Below are 16,887 nucleotides of genomic sequence, written 5' to 3' on the forward strand. Positions count from 1 at the left end.
AGAAAATGCCCGGATGGGAAAATTATCACCCCTCTTGGTTAAAGACCTCTGAACAAGGCACCACAGCCAGCCATGACAGCGAAGAAAAAACCGAAGGTCTACATCACCCGCAAGCTGCCCGATGCCGTCGAAACCCGGATGCGGGAGCTCTTCGACGCCGAGCTGAACATCGACGACGCGCCGCGTTCCGTTCCCGAGCTTGTCGCCGCGGTCAAGACCGCCGAGGTGCTGGTGCCGACCGTCACCGATCGCATCGACGCGGCGCTGATCGATCAGGCGGGACCGCAGATGAAGCTGATTGCCAGCTTCTCCAACGGCACCGATCATATCGACGTCGAGGCGGCGGCGCGCAAGGGTATCACCGTCACGAACACCCCGAACGTCCTGACCGAGGATACCGCCGATATGACCATGGCGCTCATCCTCGCGGTTCCGAGACGGCTCGGCGAAGGCGCGCGCGTGCTGACCGACAAGCCGGGCGAATGGGCCGGCTGGTCTCCCACCTGGATGCTCGGCCGGCGCATTCACGGCAAGCGCATCGGCATTGTCGGCATGGGCCGCATCGGCACGGCGGTGGCCCGCCGCGCCAAGGCTTTCGGCCTGTCGATCCATTATCACAACCGCAAACGCGTCAATCCGGCCGTCGAGGACGAATTGGAGGCGACCTATTGGGAAAGCCTCGACCAGATGCTTGCCCGCGTCGACATCGTTTCGGTCAATTGTCCATCGACGCCGGCAACCTTCCACCTGATCTCGGCCCGCCGGCTGGCGCTGCTGCAGCCGACGGCCTATCTCGTCAACACCGCACGCGGCGACGTCGTCGATGAAGCTGCACTGATCAAGTCTCTGAGGGAGGGTCGGATTGCCGGCGCCGGCCTCGACGTCTTCGAAAACGAACCCGCCGTCAATCCGAAGCTCATCAAGCTCGCCAATGAGGGCAAGGTCGTGCTGCTGCCGCATATGAGTTCGGCGACGATCGAAGGCCGCATCGACATGGGCGACAAGGTCATCATCAATATCCGCGCCTTCATCGACGGCCACAGGCCGCCGAACCGGGTGCTGCCCGGCCGCTGAAGGAGGCCGCGTCGAGCTGGATTCAGACGATGCGGATCTGAGGAGCAAGCATTTTGCGCATCTCGACGAATGTCGTTCTGGCAAAGCCGGGATGCGCCTTTTCGGCGGTTCTGGAAAATCCCCAGGCGGCAAAGACAGCGTGATTGTCGGTAAGCTCGATGCGGGTTTCCAGCCGCAAAGCAGGAAGACCGAGCCTTGCGGCCGTCAGTTCGGCAATTGCCAGCAGACGCTTGCCGAGGCCCTTGCCCTGCACCTCAGGCAGAACGGCGAGCTTGCCGACATAGAGGCAATCGGCCTCCGGCCGCAGGAACAGGCAGCCGATCAATTTGTCGCCGTCGATGGCGACATGGCCGATCTCTGCATCGGCCTTTTCCGCCAGCGACCCCGCCGTCAGCGCGAGCGCCGAGGAAGGCGGATCAATCCTGCCGTTCATCGAAGCGAAGGAGGCGAGGATGAGTGCGAGCAGCTCGTCCCAGCGCGTGAAACGATGATCAAGAGGGATAATCGTCATCCGCCCTGTCTTTCTGTCGTGCGGCGCCGTTTATAGCGCACAGTGTCGAACCGGGCCTTGAGCGCGTCGTAGAGCAGCAGCCGCCCGACCAGCGGCTCCCCGGTGCCGGTGACGAGCTTGATCGCCTCCATCGCCATCATCGTGCCGATGACACCGGTGAGCGCGCCGATGATGCCGGCCTCGGCGCAGGCCGGAATCAGCCCCGCCGGCGGCGCTTCCGGAAAGAGGTCGCGATATCTGGGGTTGGGCGTCCCGTCCTCGGCGCTCTCATAAGGCTTGAGAACCGTCAGCGAGCCATCGAAACGCCCGACGGCGCCGCTGACGAGCGGAATACGTGCTTCCTCCGCCGCATCGGCGGCGGCGTAGCGCGTGTCGAAATTGTCGGAGCCGTCGATCAGCAAATCGAAGCCGGACAATTGCCGGCGGGCAGTTTCCGGGGAAAAGCGTTCCTCGAAGCGGATCAGCCGGACATGCGGATTGAGCCTGGCGATGGCCAAGGCGGCACTTTCCGTCTTCAACTCGCCGATCGTGCCGGAATCATGGATCACCTGGCGCTGCAGGTTCGACAGCGACACCCGGTCGTCGTCGACGATACCGAGTGTGCCGATCCCGGCTGCGGCGAGATATTGCAGCACCGGCGCACCGAGGCCGCCGGCACCGATCACCAGCACACGGGCGGCTTTCAACCGCTGCTGGCCGGCGCCGCCGATCTCGGGGAGCAGGATGTGGCGGTGATAGCGGGCGATTTCGTCCGGGCTGAGCGGCTCCATAGCGCCGATATTATCATGGCGCCCGGCGCTGGGAAAAGCCGCCTCGGTCATTCGAAAGCTTTCCCGTCGGCAACGGTGAAGAACTGAGCCCTGTCGCCGAGCGCCGAAAACATCTCGCGATCCGTTCCGGTCATGAAGGCCTGGCCGCCGAGCCCGTCGATGAGGTCGAACAGCGCGGCGCGGCGGCCCTCGTCGAGGTGTGCGGCGATCTCGTCGAGCAGCAGGATCGGCGCATAATCGGTGAGATTGCCGACGAGGCGCGCATGCGCAAGCACCAGGCCGATAAGCAGCGCTTTCTGCTCGCCGGTGGAACAACGTTCCGCCTCCATCGCTTTTTCGCGGTGGTGCACGATGAGGTCGGCCCGGTGCGGCCCCTCCAGCGTGCGCCCCGCGCCGGCGTCGCGGTAACGGCTCTCCGCCAGCATTGCCGCATAGTCGTCCTCGAGGTCGACCGAGGGCCGCGAAAACTGACCGTCCATGAAGCCTGAGAGCTGCAGCGCTGCCGAGGGGAAGGGTGAACTTTCCGGCCTTTCCTCGATCAGGCGGGTCAGCAGGCCGAGCATCTCCTGTCGGGCGAGCGCCATGGCGATGCCGAGGCTGGCCATTTGTTGTTCGATACCGGCGAGCCAGGAGGGGTCGAAACGGCCTTCATCCAGCAATTTGTTGCGGCTGCGCATGGCACGCTCGAAATCGCTGGCGCGGCGGCCATGGGCGGGATCGAGCGATAGCACCAGCCGGTCGAGAAAGCGGCGCCGGTCGGAGGAGGCGCCGGTAAAGAGGCCGTCCATCGCCGGTGTTAGCCAGAGAAGGCGCAGATGGTCAGTCAGTTCATCGGCGGTCTTGGCGGGGGTGCCGTTGATCCGCAGTCTGCGCGAGGTGGTTTCCTCGCTTGTTTCGATGCCGGTGCCGATCTCGACTTCGCCTTCCATGCCGTCGAGCGCGGCGAAGATCGAAAAACCGCCGGCCGCACCGACACGGGTAATGTCGCCATAGGCGGCGCGGCGCAGACCGCGGCCAGGCGAAAGCAGCGAGACTGCCTCCATGAGATTGGTCTTGCCAGCGCCATTGTCCCCCGTCAGCACGGCGTGCCGACCGTCAAGGGCAAGGGACGCCGCCGCATAGTTGCGGAAATCTGTCAGCTTCAGACGGGAAAGAGCAACCTTGTGCGGCATCGAATGTCCGGAATCGTGAAGCGTGACAGCTAAGCCTAAGCGGCGTTGATGGCAAGGCTCGCAGCTTCGTCGCCGCGGAACGTTGTCGCTACTGTCGATCGGTGCGCGATAAGCTCCGAGCACGACGCTAGGCGGGTTCAACTCTCGCTAAAAATACAACCTTTGGAGGAGGCGCCAACGTTGCCGAGGCAGTATGGGCGACGGCATCTTTCAGTCCCTTCGAACCCCGGATATTCGGGGTTTCGCCACAATTAACTCAGGCGGCTGACGTGACGTAAGGCACAAAAAAGCAAGTTGAAGTTTGCAACTGCAGGGTTGAGTTATCCTGCAAAAACGATATGGTAAACGAACGGTTTATGTATCAGAGAGTGATGAAGTGCCAGATCCGGTTGATATTATCGTTGGTCGCAACGTAAGGCAGTTTCGCGCCCTTCGCCGTGTTTCCCAGCTCGAGCTTGGCGAAGCACTCGGACTGACTTTCCAGCAGATCCAGAAATACGAAAAGGGGACGAACCGCGTTTCCGCCAGCAAGCTGCATCAGATCGCGGTTTTTCTTGATGTTGAGATATCTGCTCTTTTCGAGGGAGCCGGCATATCGCAATTCGGCAGCCGCATCGAACTCAGCCCCGACGCCTATGCGCTGGCGCTGAGCTACGACAGACTGAGCTCGCCGGCAGGCAAGGAAGCGGTCAAGACCATCGTCACCCTGATGACTGGCCAAGTGGTCGAAACCGCCGCCTGATTCACCGAGCGCCACGCAAAGCATGACCTGCCCGGATCCGGATGATATCTGGACACATATAGCCGTGCGGCAATTTGGGGAGGCGACGTGCATCAAGACGAAGACCGGACGCATGTCTGTTGATTGAGATTCTACGTCGCGCGTTTTAGTGAATGTCGCATTCGTGCAGCGCCATCAGCAGATCGTCCTGCGTCTGGTGGCCGGCATGATAGAGGTCGATCGCGATGCTGGCGACGGAAAGCCCCTGCTGGCTGCGAAGCTTGATGTTGCGCTCGGCGCACCATGTGTAGAGGGCGCCGGCGAGAACGTCGACGTCGTCGGACTGGGAGGAAAAGGCTGGCGCCATGGCAGATACCCTTGGTTTAATTGTTCCCGGTAGAGCGCCGCGTATCGAAAATCGATTTTGATTTTCGGGTTATGCGCTGACGGCAGAGACTGAATTCATTTGGAAAACTTGCAAGCGACATCACGTGGCTGCGTTAACGCAAGTCGTGTTCCGGCGCGCGGCCGTGTCGATCTGGGACAAGGCGGCGGAGATGCACGGCAAATGTCTCAAATCGGGATCTGCTGAACGAAAAGCCGGAGGCGTTTCCGTCCCCGGCCTTGGAAATGGTGATGTCGATTGCGGCCAAAGCCCGTCGTCAAATTTGATTCATCCGACGCGCTTTAGGCTTTTGTTTTTAGGCATGTCGTTATCCCGGAACTGCCGCACACTTCCTGATGACATGCATTAGCCCTCGAAGAATTCCTTCATCCGGGCGAAGAAGCCGGTCGATTCGGGATTGTTCTCCTTCGAGGAAAGCTGCTCGAATTCCTGCAGCAGTTCGCGCTGGCGCTTGGTGAGCTTTTGCGGCGTCTCGATCTGGATCTGGATGTAGAGGTCGCCCGACTGCGCCGAACGCAGCACCGGCATGCCCTTGCTCTTCAGGCGGAACTGTTTGCCGGCCTGCGTGCCCTCGGGCACGCTGACGCGCGACTTGGTGCCGTCGAGCGTCGCCACGTCGAAAGTTCCGCCGAGAGCGGCCGTCGTCATCGAGATCGGAACGGCGCAATAGAGATCGGCTCCGTCGCGCTGATAGAACTCATGCGGTTTGACGGACAGGAAGATATAGAGGTCGCCTGCCGGCCCGCCGCGGGCGCCGGCTTCACCCTCGCCCTGCAGGCGGATGCGTGTACCGTCTTCGATGCCGGCCGGAATATTGACCGAGAGCGAACGCTCTTCCGTCACCCGGCCCTGGCCGTGGCATTTCGGGCAGGGATCGGGAATGATCTGGCCGCGGCCGTGGCAGGTCGGGCAGGTCCGCTCGATCGAGAAGAAGCCCTGTGCGGCGCGCACGCGCCCGCTTCCCTGGCAGGTGCCGCAATTCTTCGGCTGCGTGCCGGGCTTGGCACCCGAACCCGAACAGACGTCGCAGGTGATCGAGGTGGGAACGCGGATCTGCGCCGTCTTGCCGGCGAACGATTCTTCCAGCGTTATTTCCATGTTGTAGCGGAGATCGGCGCCGCGTTCGCGGCCGCCCGACGAGCGCTGGCGCGCACGCCCTCCGCCCATCATCTCGCCGAAGATATCCTCGAAGATGTCGGAGAAGCCGCCGCCGGCAAATCCGCCGCCCCCGCCGCCCATGCCGCCATGCTCGAAGGCCGCGTGGCCATAACGATCATAGGCCGCCCGCTTCTGCGGGTCCTTGAGCATCTCGTAGGCTTCGTTGATTTCCTTGAACTTGCGTTCGGCGTCCTTGTCATCCGGGTTCTTGTCCGGATGGAATTTCATCGCCAGTTTGCGGAAGGCGCTCTTCAGCTCTTTCTCGTCCGCCGTCTTGGCTACACCCAGAGTTTCGTAATAGTCCGCTTTTGCCATTAAGAATTAAACCCCGGAAATGGATTTTCCGGCTGCCATGGTGAGCAGCCGGATCAGATGTTGAAGCATAACCACGCCGTCGCGGATTACGCGGACTTCTTGCGGTCGTCGTCCTTGATTTCCTCGTAGTCGGCATCGACGACATTGTCGCCGCCTTCCGCAGAGGCATCGCCGGCAGCGCCGCCTTCGGCCTGCTGCGCTTCATAAATCGCCTGGCCGAGCTTCATCGACACTTCCATCAGCGTCTGGGTCTTCGCCTTGATGTCGTCGGCATCCGGCTCGGATGCTTCCGAAGCCGTCTTCAGCGCGGCGATTGCATCCGAGATCGCGGTGCGGTCGGCCTCGGAAACCTTGTCGCCATAATCCTTCAACGACTTTTCCGTGGAATGGATCAGGCTTTCGGCCTGGTTCCGGGCTTCGACGGACTCGCGACGCTTCTTGTCCTCGGTGGCATGGGCTTCGGCATCCTTCACCATCTTCTCGATGTCGGCGTCGGAAAGTCCGCCGGAAGCCTGGATGCGGATCTGCTGTTCCTTGCTGGTGCCCTTGTCCTTGGCCGAAACCTGCACGATGCCGTTGGCGTCGATGTCGAAGGTGACTTCGATCTGCGGCATGCCGCGCGGCGACGGCGGCAGGCCGACGAGGTCGAACTGGCCGAGCAGCTTGTTGTCGGCAGCCATTTCACGCTCGCCCTGCGAAACGCGGATGGTAACGGCCTGCTGGTTGTCTTCGGCTGTCGAGAAGGTCTGGCTCTTCTTCGTCGGGATCGTCGTGTTGCGTTCGATCAGGCGGGTGAAGACACCACCGAGTGTCTCGATGCCAAGCGACAGCGGCGTCACGTCGAGAAGCAGCACGTCCTTGACGTCGCCCTGCAGAACGCCGGCCTGGATGGCGGCACCGAGGGCCACCACTTCATCCGGGTTGACGCCCTTGTGCGGCTCCTTGCCGAACAGCTGCTTGACGACTTCCTGTACCTTCGGCATGCGGCTCATGCCGCCGACGAGAACCACTTCGTCGATTTCGGCGGCGGTGACGCCGGCATCCTTGAGCGCTGCCTTGGCCGGCGCGATCGTGCGCTGAACCAGATCGTCGACCAAGCTCTCGAGCTTGGCGCGGGTCAGCTTCAGCGTCAGATGCTTCGGGCCGGAGGCATCGGCCGTGATGAACGGCAGGTTGATTTCGGTCTGCTGCGAGGACGAAAGCTCGATCTTCGCCTTCTCCGCAGCTTCCTTGAGGCGCTGCAGGGCAAGCTTGTCGTTCTTCAGGTCGATGCCGTTGTCCCGCTTGAATTCGCCGACGAGATATTCGACGAGGCGCATGTCGAAGTCTTCACCGCCGAGGAACGTATCGCCGTTGGTGGACTTCACTTCGAAGACGCCGTCGCCGATCTCGAGGATGGAGATATCGAAGGTACCGCCACCAAGGTCGTAGACGGCAATCGTCTTGCCTTCTTTTTTGTCGAGGCCGTAGGCGAGTGCGGCAGCGGTCGGCTCGTTGATGATACGCAGAACTTCAAGACCGGCGATGCGGCCGGCATCCTTGGTTGCCTGTCGCTGCGCGTCGTTGAAATAGGCGGGAACAGTGATGACGGCCTTCTCGACCTTTTCGCCGAGATAGGATTCGGCAGTTTCCTTCATCTTCTGAAGGATCATCGCGGAAATCTGTGCGGGCGAGTAGCCCTTGCCATTGGCTTCGACCCAGGCGTCGCCATTGTCACCCTTGACGATGGTAAAGGGAACGAGGTGCTTGTCCTTCTCGACGGTCGGGTCCTCATAGCGGCGGCCGATCAGGCGCTTGACCGCAAAGAGTGTGTTCGTCGGGTTGGTGACCGCCTGGCGCTTGGCCGGCTGCCCGACGAGGCGTTCGCTATCCTCGGAAAATGCCACCATGGAAGGGGTCGTGCGTGCACCTTCCGCATTCTCGATAACCTTCGCGTCCTTGCCGTCCATGACTGCGACGCAGGAATTCGTCGTTCCAAGGTCGATACCAATTACTTTTGCCATGTCATTCTCTCCTTGAAGCAAGCTGTCGGAACCCCGAGAAGGCATTTCCCTGACAGCCCCTTACGGGATGGGTCTACTTGATTACGCAATCGTGATTGCGGTGATGCGGCGTATATAAGGAGCGGTTTTCTGGACTGCAAGGCGAGAAATCGCCCGGAATCCAGCAAAACGAATGTGTTGCATTCATTTTTTACAGTCACCGGGAAGGAGGTCGCCCCATGTCCGGAAAGCCGCCGATTTCTGATGCCTGTCGTCCTCACGTGTGAAGTGGTTCCGGAATAACGGCGTGCATCAAAACAAAGACCAAAGTGCGTCGCTGAACCAATTCCGACGCAACGCGCTTCTGAGCATCGGGCCCGCGCCGTGCATGCAGCAAAACTCTCACTGGCCCATGATCAGATCGAGCAGCGTCGTGCGCCGCGGCTGGACGGTAGAGGTTGTCTGTGGCGCCCCGACATCGCCGGGTGGAACCATGCCCTCGTAGCCAGAACCGCCGCCTCCGGCAATGTCTCCAGGCGGAACCGGGCCGTTGCCGGAGGTCGCCGCCTGCTGTCGGGCAGGCGCTTGCGGATAGCGATTTGCATTGTCGTTGCCGCCGAAGACGCCGGAAATGATCCCACCGATCGTCGAAGGCGACGCTTCGGCCGTCATCGGTTGCCCGCTTCCAGATTGTCCAGCCCCGGGTGCTGTCTGCGCCATCGGCTGACCATTGTTCGGATCGGCGATCAATTGGCCGTTGCCGAAGAGCGGCGCTGGCGAAAGTCCCTTGTGGGCGGCGACCATGAATTCCTTCCAGGCCTTGGCGGGCAAGCCGCCGCCGGTCACCTTCTTCATCGGCTTGCCGTCATCATTGCCGAACCAGACCCCCGTGGTGAGGTTGCTGGTGAAGCCGACGAAGAGCGCGTCGCGCGAATTCTGCGTCGTGCCGGTCTTTCCTGCCGCCTGCCAGCCGGGGATCTTGGCGCTCTTGCCGGTGCCGTTGTCGATGACGCCCATCATCATCGCATCCATTTCGGCGACGATCTGCTCGGACAGCACACGTGGCGGGCTGTCATAGGTATTTTCGTAGAGAACCTTGCCTTCGGCGGTCGTCACCCGGCGGATGACGTGCGGCGTCGCCTTGTAGCCGCCATTCATGAAGGCGGCATAGGAGGCGGTGAGTTCCATCAGCGACACTTCTGAAGTGCCGAGCGCGATCGAGGCGTTCGGTTGCAGCTCGCTTTCGATGCCGAGCCGGTGGGCAAGCTTGATCACCTGATCCGGCCCGTCATACATTACCAGCTGGGCGGCCACGGTGTTCAGCGACTTGGCAAGTGCGGTAGCCAGCGTCACTTCGCCATTGTATTTCTTCTCGTAATTTTCGGGCGTCCAGTCGCCGATCCGGATCGGCGCGTCATTGAACACCGAATAGGGCGTCAGCCCCTTCTCCAGGGCGGCAGCATAGACGAAGGGCTTGAACGAGGAGCCCGGCTGGCGCTTGGCCTTGACGGCGCGGTTGAACTGGCTCGTCGCATAGTCTCTGCCGCCGACGAGCGCCCGGATCGCACCGGTGCCGTCGATCGACACGAGGGCCGCCTGCGAAGCGTCGAGCTTCCCGCCCTCCTTGTCGAGCACGTCGACCAGCGATTGCTCGGCCTTCTTTTCCAGCGACTTGTCGATGGTCGTATCGACGATGACGTCTTCCTTGACGTCGCCGATCAGGCCCGGCAGTTCGTCCATCACCATGTCGGCGACGTAGTGTCCGGCCCCTGACCAATAGCTCTTGGCCGAAGCCGGGGTCTGCGACATCGCGGTCTTGACTTCGGAATCGGTAATGAAGCCCTGCTCGCGCATTGCCGCAAGCACGAGTTGGGCGCGCGCATTCGCGGCTTCCGGGTCGCGGGCCGGCGAAAGTCGCGACGGCGCCTTGAGCAGGCCGGCCAGCACCGCGGCCTCGCCGAGGTTCACGTCACGCGCCGATTTATTGAAATAACGGCGTGAGGCCGCTTCGACGCCATAGGCGTTCGATCCGAAGAACACCCGGTTGAGATACATCGCAAGGATCTGGTCCTTGGTGTATTTCTGCTCCAGCCAGAGCGAGAGCAGCACCTCCTGGACCTTGCGTTCCAGCGTCCTTTCGGGGGAGAGGAAGAGGTTCTTGGCAAGCTGCTGTGTCAGCGTCGAGCCACCCTGCACCATGTGGCCAGCCGTAAAATTGGTCACGATCGCCCTGCCGAGGCCGAGCGGATCGACGCCGAAATGCGAATAGAAACGCCGATCCTCGATGGCGATGACGGCTTCCGGAATATAGGGCGACATGTTTTCGAGCGACAGCGCTTCGCCGCCGGTGGCGCCGCGATTGGCGATGACGCTGCCGTCGACGGCGGTGATCTTGACGTTCGGCGGCCGTTCCGGGATCGCCCATGTGCTGGCGCTCGGCATGCGCGAGCCATAATAGACGACAAGCCCGGCAACGCCGATGCCGGCCCAGATGAACAGCACGACGCACCAGTAGATCACGCGGCGCAGGAAGCCGAAAAAGCCGCCGCCTTCGCGCTCCCGCGGCTCGCGCCGCCGCCGAGGGGCGGCACGTTGCGGCGGCGGTTTTGAGCCGCCGCGCCGCGGGGATCGGCTTCCGGCAATGCGATCGTCGGCATCGAGCGAAAATGCGTCATCGTCGCGTGCCGGGCGGCCGTTGAAGGACGGTTCGATTCTGTCGCCTGATCTGCTTCTGCCTGCCATCGCCGACCGGTCACACCCCATGTTCGATCGCGAAGCGTGACTTCGCACAACGGCACTCTTCCACAGCGCCGCGCGTCTTCTCAGACGCGCAAAGGACGCTGTAGCACTTTGAATGGCTGCATAATTCTATCCCCAAATCGGTTCCGATTTAGGGAATCATGCAACGGGCGCCGCGATCATCCGACTGAACTGTAAATGCGGCGATTTAACGGGGTATTAATTATGGAAAGCAAAGCAGATCGCGCCAAAAAGCGCGTCGCGTCATTCCTGCTTTATATGCGATGCGCTTTATCCCAAAACCGCTGCGCACTTTTGGGCGACATGCGTTGGCGCTCAGAACTGGCGGGCCTCGTAATCGTCGAGCGTTTCCGGGTCCTGCTTATATTCCCACTCGCCGAGATGAAAGCGGCGCCAGATCTGGCCGGAAGGGTTGAGGTTCGCCCCATCGGTAAGTCGCACAGGAAGGAGTGGGTTGTGTTTATGCCATACGGTAACGTCTATCGCGGCTGCCCGAGCGCCGAAAAGCCCTAGGAAAGCCAAGTAGTCTTGCGTCATCAGGGTCCAGCCTCGAACGGATCGAAATCGATCCGCAACGTCTCAAAACTGCAACAAAGAATCCCGCAAGACAAGAGCATCAAGCCGCTCTCAGATCAATTTGTCGGTGGCTTGTTGCAGGCATGGATGCCAGTCATGGCGACTGTCAAAAATCTCACCCTCGACGGGACGGAGCAAAGCCGCCGGATGATCTTTATCGGCGTGACGCCGAAATGCGCGCGCTGCGTTCGCCGCACATCTTCTGTCTGCTGGTCGGAACCAATTGGCGCCGCGATTGTTTAGGGAAAAGCGGGACAACCCCTCACGTCCCGCGCATGATCGGCCGTCTCCCCTCAACACGCGCCGATCGACATCAGGCCCGGTGCATCCCTCTCGGGAGCGCCGGGCTTTTTCTTGCGTACCCGCCGGTGCCCGGGAAAACCTCGAAAGGGACGGCGCTGCGGCCGCCCCTTTGGATCTCATTGGTCGCAGGAGGGATCGCCGGGCCGGCAATCAAAATCCCTGCCATTGGGTCTGCGATCTCCATCTCTCCGGTCGCCCCGTCGATTGTCGTCGCGCCCATCCTGATTGCCATTTCGATTGCGCCAGTCTCTATCGCCGTCCCGGTTGCGATCCCCGTCGCGCCATTTCCGATCGCGATCCCGGTTGTCTCGATCCCGGTTGTCTCGATCACGAATGTCGCGATCTCGATTGTCGCGGTAATAGTCGTCCGGGCCGCGGCTCCAGCGGTCCCGCTCGCGATAGAAATCGCGGTTGCGGTAGTAGCGATCCCAGTAATTGTCGACGCTGAAGCGGATGACCGGGATGCCGAGCGGACGGTAATATTGCGGACCGACATAGATACGGCGCTGCTGGTAGAGAGCCTGCACATATTGGCCGGATACCCAGCCGCGGCTGCCGTAGAACTCCACATCGCACCAGTTGACGTCGGAAAGGCACCCGCGGATCTCGACGGAAGAACCGGCGGGTATCACCGCGACGGCGGGGTATCGGGTGCTCGGACCGGCGCGCATGTTGACGTTCGCCGTCGAATAGCCCTCGGCAGCCTGCGCCATGACAGGCGCCAGCATGAAGAGACCAGCCGCGGCGATTTTAGCAAACAGATTTTTCACGCTTTTCTCACTCCTCATAGGCGCATTTTGGGGCTGCGCCCGGCTGCACTTGCCTGACATCTGCCGTCTGAAAGGAAAGGTGGAACGACCGCCCCGCACTTGCGAGAGCGTTATTATTCACTTTGTCTTTCAATGGCTTATAGTGGTCCGCGATGAACGTAGCTTGAACGGGGAATTTCTATCGATGTGGCGCAGTGCTTCCGACAACCTGGCGATCGCGTGCGCCGTTAGCGATCCGTTAACCTTTCGGAGGCAGTCTGGCTGCCATACCCGCTTCTCATTGACCACGGATGAACTGGCACTGAGCGAGTGGATGACGAAAGGCCGGTTTTAACCGGCCTTTTTGTTATTGCGTTTCCTTCAGGCGGCGAGCGCCTGGAGAATCCGGACCCATGAACGGATACCCTTGTGGTAGGAGACGAGCTCGTATTTCTCGTTCGGCGAATGGATGCGGTCATCGCTGAGGCCGAAGCCGACAAGCAGCGATTCCATGCCGAGCATCTTCTGAAAGTCGCCGACGATCGGGATCGAGCCGCCCATGCCGATGACGATGGCGGGTTTCGGCCACTCGTCGGAAAGCGCGGTCTTCGCCTTGGTCAGAACGGGCGAATCATAGGAGAGATGAATAGCCGGCGAACCGCCATGCGGATGGAACTCGACCGAGCAATCGGCGGGAATCTTCGAGGTGACATAGCTGCGGAAAGCCTCGCGGATGGCGGCCGGATCCTGCGTGCCGACGAGGCGGAACGAAACCTTCGCCGAAGCCTTGGCGGCGATCACTGTCTTGAAGCCTTCGCCGGTATATCCGCCCCAGATGCCGTTGATTTCGGCGGTCGGCCGCGCCCAGGTGAGTTCGAGCACCGAACGGCCCTTTTCGCCCGAGGGAACGGAAAGGCCGACTTCGCCGAGAAAGCTCTCCGCGGTCTTGCCCAGCGTCTCCCATGACGCCTTGATGTTCTCAGGGGTTTCCTCGACGCCGTCGTAGAAGCCGTCGAGCGTGATGCGGCCGGTTTCGTCATGCAGGCCGGCGAGAGCCTCGACGAGAATATGGATCGGGTTGGCGGCAGCGCCTCCGAAGAGACCGGAATGCAGGTCGCGGTCGGCGGCCGTCACGGTTACTTCTTCGCCGACAAGGCCGCGCAGCGCGGCGGCGATCGCCGGCGTGTCGCGATCCCACATGCCGGTATCGCAGACCAGCGCACAGTCGGCCTTAAGCTCGGCGGCATTGGCTTCGAGGAAAGGCTTCAGCGACGGCGAACCGGATTCTTCCTCGCCCTCGAAGAGAATGGTGACGCGGCAGGGAAGTGCGCCGTGGATCTCCTTATAGGCGCGGCAGGCCTCGAGGAAAGTCATCAACTGGCCCTTGTCGTCGGACGTGCCGCGGCCGGTCAGGATCTTGCGGCCGTCGCCGACATCCTTGATCGATGGTTCGAAGGGGTCGTTTTCCCAGAGCTCGATCGGATCGACCGGCTGAACGTCGTAATGGCCATAGAACAGAACGTGCGGCGCATCGGTGGACGCGCCGGCATGATGGGCGACCACCATCGGATGGCCAGGTGTGTCGCGCACCGAGGCTTCGAAGCCGAGCGTCTGGAGATATGCGACAAGCCATTCGGCGGCCTTGCGGCATTCGGCTTTGTAGGCGGGATCGGTGGAAATCGACTGGATGCGCAGCAGTTCGAACAATTTTTCGAGGCTTGATGAAAGGTTCTGATCCGCGCGCGAAAGCACCGGTTGTATATCGGTCATTTTCGACTCCTTTTCGAAATTTGGCCGGACGATAGACCAAACCAGGAAAGCAGGCGAGGCGGAAAACGTAAAAATCAGGCGGGAGGCGCAAGAGTGCTGAAGCGACGTGGATCGGTCTTATGGAGGGCCGTTTCACGATAATAAAGAAAGACCTAATTCAATTTACAGTTAATTAGCACAACCTAAATAGCATCGGCCAAAACCAGCTGTTCGGGGGCGCAGATGTTTTCGGTCATTGCATGTATTCGCGACAATCACGATTGGCGGCTAGTCGTGGCGGCGGCCGCGGTCTGCCTGGTTGGCGTCATGGCGGCGATGCTGCTGTATTCCCGTGCCCAGGACTGCGACGCCGGACGCCGCAAGCTCTGGATCGGCGCGTCGGGCTTTGCCTTCGGCACCGGCGTATGGGCAACGCATTTCATCGCGATGCTCGCTTATGATGGCGGCACGCCAATCAGCTACGCGCTCGACCTGACGCTGCTTTCCTTTCTCCTGTCGGTGGTCGGCTCATGGGTGGCGATCCTCGCCGCTTCGCAACGTGACGGAAGATTTTCCTCTATCCGCGGCGGCGTTCTGATGGCCCTCGGCATCGCTTCCATGCACCTGACCGGCATGCAGGCGATCGAGGCGCAGGCTGTTATCCTCTACGATCCTCTGATGACACTGACGGCGGTCCTTGCCGGAATGCTTCTGTCGAGCGCCGCTTTCCATATCTTTTTCAGTCTGAAGGGGATGAGGCGTCTCCTCACCTCATCGCTGGTGTTCGTCCTCGCCATCTGCACTCTTCACTTCATTTCGATGGGCAGCATTACGCTCGTCCCGGACCCCGGTATGGAGGTTCCCACATCGGTGCTCGACACCAGGGTGCTTGCGGCGATCGTCGTGGTGGCGGCAACGGCTCTTATCCTGGTCGCACTTGCCGTGGTCTTCGTCCAAAGCCATCTGACGGATCTGCGCGGGCTTGCCAATGCCTCGCAGGAGGGGTTGCTGATCCTGCGCGAAGGCCGGATCATCGATGCCAACGAACGATTCCAGGCCTTATCAGGCTGGAAGCTTGCCGATCTCTCGGGTAAGGTCCCCTCGGATGTGCTGACGGTCGTTCAGGGACCTCGGGAGAACCGGCCCGGCGAGACGCTGCTAAACACCCGCGCCGGCCGAGAGATTGCCGTAGAAGCGACCTCCAGCAAGATCGTTTATCGTGGCCGCAATTGCGAGGTGCTGGCGGTGCGCGATCTCACCGAGCGCAAGCAGGCCGAGGAGATGATCGAGCATCTCGCCCATCACGACGTGCTCACCGATCTGCCGAACAGGTCGCTGTTCGACACCCGCATCCGGCAGGCGCTGCAGGTGGCGGAGCGAAAGAACACCGAGGTGGCGCTGTTCTGTCTCGACCTCGATCGATTCAAGGCCGTCAATGACATCTTCGGCCACGCCGAAGGCGACCGCATTCTCCGCAAGGTTGCCTCTATCCTGCGCCGGGTGGCCGGTGAGAGCGATACGATCGCCCGGCTCGGCGGCGACGAATTCGCCATCATCCAATCCGCTGGGCAGCAGCCGGCGTCGGCGCAAAAGATTGCGGCTGATATCATCGACGAATTCGCCGCCGAGATGGACACGGCCCGTGACCCCACAGCCGTCGGCGTCAGCCTCGGCATCGCGCTCTATCCAAGAGATGGGCGCACGGCCGAAGAACTCTGCAACAATGCCGATACCGCACTCTACCGCGTCAAGCATGATGGTCGCGGCCGGGCTTGTTTCTTCGACGCGGAGATGGACGAAGCGGCGCGGAACCGCCGCCAGATCGAAAGCGACCTGCGCCATGCAATCATCCGCAATCAACTCCATGTCAACTATCAGCCGATCCTCAATGCACAGAGCGGCGAGGTCAGCGGCTACGAGGCCTTGATGCGCTGGCACCGGCCGGGCCACGGCATGACCGAGCCCGACATTTTCATCCCCGTCGCCGAGGAAAGCGGTTCGATCGTTCAGCTCGGCGAATGGATATTGCGGCAGGCCTGCATGGAGGCCGCGCGCTGGCCGCAGCCGCTGACGATTGCAGTCAATGTTTCACCGGTGCAGTTCATGCTGCCCAACCTGTGCGAGCGGATCGAGGCGGTGCTTGCCGAGACCGGGCTCGCACCCGATCGGCTGGAGCTTGAGATCACCGAGGCAGCGCTGGTCCGCGATCGCGACCGGGTGATGGCAATGCTGCAGCGCCTGCGGAGGTTGGGGGTGCACATTGTCATGGACGATTTCGGCACCGGTTACTCTTCGCTCTCGAACCTGCGCTCGTTTCCCTTCGACAAGATCAAGGTCGACCGCAGCTTCACCGGCGTGCTGGAGCATGACGCGGCGGCGCGATCGATCGTGCGCGCTATCATCGGTCTCGGCCACAGCCTCGGCATGCCCGTCGTCACCGAGGGTGTGGAAACGGAGATGCAGCGCCAGATCGTCGTCGAGGAAGGTTGCGCACAGGTGCAGGGCCTGTTGCTCGGCAAGCCGGATATCGAGCCGAGCTTGAAGCTAGCCGTCGGTAAAAACGTCCGGCAGGCCGGACCCGGCATGCCGCCGCGACGGCGCACACGCCTTGTCAACGAATAATCTCAGCAAATAATCCCGG

Annotated in this window: 14 protein-coding genes; 4 read left to right on the forward strand and 10 right to left on the reverse strand. The window is 61.4% G+C overall.

All coding sequences use genetic code 11. The features are described from left to right. The first annotated feature begins 72 nt into the window (after positions 1 to 72). Positions 73 to 1,074 (forward strand): D-glycerate dehydrogenase, encoded by a 1,002-nt coding sequence (locus HJB84_RS17515; protein WP_221116479.1) that lies wholly within the window; start codon positions 73 to 75, stop codon positions 1,072 to 1,074. Between the two features lie 22 nt (positions 1,075 to 1,096). Here the strand turns inward: HJB84_RS17515 and HJB84_RS17520 are convergent, their stop codons facing one another. The 3 genes from HJB84_RS17520 to recF are packed head-to-tail and all read right to left on the reverse strand — an operon-like array spanning position 1,097 to position 3,527. After that, complete coding sequence (locus HJB84_RS17520; protein WP_207582427.1) at positions 1,097 to 1,585, reverse strand: GNAT family N-acetyltransferase; 489 nt, start codon at positions 1,583 to 1,585, stop codon at positions 1,097 to 1,099. Next, positions 1,582 to 2,406: a molybdopterin-synthase adenylyltransferase MoeB gene (locus HJB84_RS17525; protein WP_207582428.1), complete on the reverse strand. Its 825-nt coding sequence runs from the start codon at positions 2,404 to 2,406 to the stop codon at positions 1,582 to 1,584. The genes HJB84_RS17520 and HJB84_RS17525 overlap by 4 nt, the downstream gene beginning before the upstream one ends. Then, entirely contained in the window at positions 2,403 to 3,527 is a 1,125-nt protein-coding gene (gene recF / locus HJB84_RS17530) for a DNA replication/repair protein RecF (protein ID WP_221116480.1), read from the reverse strand. Before recF ends, HJB84_RS17525 begins: the two co-directional genes overlap by 4 nt. 376 nt (positions 3,528 to 3,903) lie before the next feature. Here recF and HJB84_RS17535 point away from each other — a divergent pair, with 376 nt between their 5' ends. After that, positions 3,904 to 4,269 carry a helix-turn-helix domain-containing protein gene (locus tag HJB84_RS17535; RefSeq protein ID WP_221116481.1) on the forward strand — a complete coding sequence of 122 codons (366 nt, stop codon included), beginning with the start codon at positions 3,904 to 3,906 and terminating at the stop codon, positions 4,267 to 4,269. A gap of 145 nt (positions 4,270 to 4,414) precedes the next feature. On the opposite strand, the gene HJB84_RS17540 is transcribed toward HJB84_RS17535, so the two are convergent. The 5 genes from HJB84_RS17540 to HJB84_RS17560 form a co-directional block, all read right to left on the reverse strand. Continuing rightward, positions 4,415 to 4,615: a hypothetical protein gene (locus tag HJB84_RS17540; RefSeq protein ID WP_007634143.1), complete on the reverse strand. Its 201-nt coding sequence runs from the start codon at positions 4,613 to 4,615 to the stop codon at positions 4,415 to 4,417. Positions 4,616 to 4,999: 384 nt separating this feature from the next. Next, on the reverse strand, positions 5,000 to 6,127 hold the full coding sequence (gene dnaJ, locus HJB84_RS17545; protein ID WP_207582431.1) for a molecular chaperone DnaJ: 1,128 nt from the start codon (positions 6,125 to 6,127) through the stop codon (positions 5,000 to 5,002). Positions 6,128 to 6,213: 86 nt separating this feature from the next. Further along, a complete protein-coding gene (gene dnaK / locus HJB84_RS17550; RefSeq protein WP_007634141.1) occupies positions 6,214 to 8,130 on the reverse strand; it encodes a molecular chaperone DnaK in 1,917 nt (638 codons plus the stop codon). Between the two features lie 381 nt (positions 8,131 to 8,511). Beyond that, positions 8,512 to 10,851 carry a transglycosylase domain-containing protein gene (locus tag HJB84_RS17555; protein ID WP_221116482.1) on the reverse strand — a complete coding sequence of 780 codons (2,340 nt, stop codon included), beginning with the start codon at positions 10,849 to 10,851 and terminating at the stop codon, positions 8,512 to 8,514. Positions 10,852 to 11,184: 333 nt separating this feature from the next. Then, positions 11,185 to 11,406, reverse strand: coding sequence for a hypothetical protein (locus HJB84_RS17560; protein WP_164006054.1), 222 nt, complete (start codon positions 11,404 to 11,406; stop codon positions 11,185 to 11,187). Between HJB84_RS17560 and HJB84_RS17565 the strand changes: the two genes are divergently transcribed. Beyond that, positions 11,398 to 11,688, forward strand: a complete 291-nt coding sequence (locus HJB84_RS17565) for a hypothetical protein (protein WP_221116483.1) — start codon at positions 11,398 to 11,400, stop codon at positions 11,686 to 11,688. The genes HJB84_RS17560 and HJB84_RS17565 overlap by 9 nt on opposite strands. Before the next feature lie 176 nt (positions 11,689 to 11,864). Here HJB84_RS17565 and HJB84_RS17570 read toward each other — a convergent pair whose 3' ends face one another. Together HJB84_RS17570 and HJB84_RS17575 are read right to left on the reverse strand one after the other, a co-directional pair. Beyond that, the gene (locus tag HJB84_RS17570; protein ID WP_221116484.1) at positions 11,865 to 12,518 is read right to left on the reverse strand and encodes an SH3 domain-containing protein; all 654 of its coding nucleotides are present in this window, start codon (positions 12,516 to 12,518) and stop codon (positions 11,865 to 11,867) included. Positions 12,519 to 12,878: 360 nt separating this feature from the next. Continuing rightward, entirely contained in the window at positions 12,879 to 14,267 is a 1,389-nt protein-coding gene (locus HJB84_RS17575) for a dipeptidase (RefSeq protein ID WP_207582434.1), read from the reverse strand. A 222-nt stretch (positions 14,268 to 14,489) separates the two neighbouring features. On the opposite strand from HJB84_RS17575, the gene HJB84_RS17580 reads away from it, so the two are divergent. Then, positions 14,490 to 16,868 (forward strand): EAL domain-containing protein, encoded by a 2,379-nt coding sequence (locus HJB84_RS17580; RefSeq protein ID WP_221116485.1) that lies wholly within the window; start codon positions 14,490 to 14,492, stop codon positions 16,866 to 16,868. Positions 16,869 to 16,887 lie beyond the last annotated feature (19 nt).

It is taken from the genome of Rhizobium sp. NZLR1b (genome assembly GCF_019685155.1).
Classification (GTDB): Bacteria; Pseudomonadota; Alphaproteobacteria; order Rhizobiales; family Rhizobiaceae; genus Rhizobium.